Annotated in this window: 1 protein-coding gene; it reads left to right on the top strand. The window is 56.5% G+C overall.

Annotated features, from left to right (window positions below):
- A partial coding sequence (locus AACW06_RS20720) for a hypothetical protein (protein WP_192076430.1) occupies positions 1-223 on the top strand: 223 nt, incomplete at both ends.

The raw sequence follows: 223 nt of genomic DNA, 5'->3' as shown, positions 1-223 counted from the left end.
AAGGTAACTACAGCATCACCAGCAGCATTACGGATGCCGCTGGCAACAGCAGTGGTGACAGTGCGCCAGTGACGTTTGATTTTGATGCCACCGTACCAACTGCGGCGCCAACACTTACCATCGCGGACGCAGCGGACGGCAGCGTGAGCGTGGCAGAGAACAATGACGGTGTTGAAACGGTGGTGAGTATTCCAACGGGTGTGGAAGTGGGTGATACGGTGAC

Origin of the sequence: Vibrio sp. S12_S33 (assembly GCF_963889785.1) — a bacterium.
In the GTDB taxonomy this organism is placed as follows: Bacteria; Pseudomonadota; Gammaproteobacteria; order Enterobacterales; family Vibrionaceae; genus Vibrio; species Vibrio aestuarianus.
This window is presented reverse-complemented; position numbering and strand designations above follow the sequence as displayed.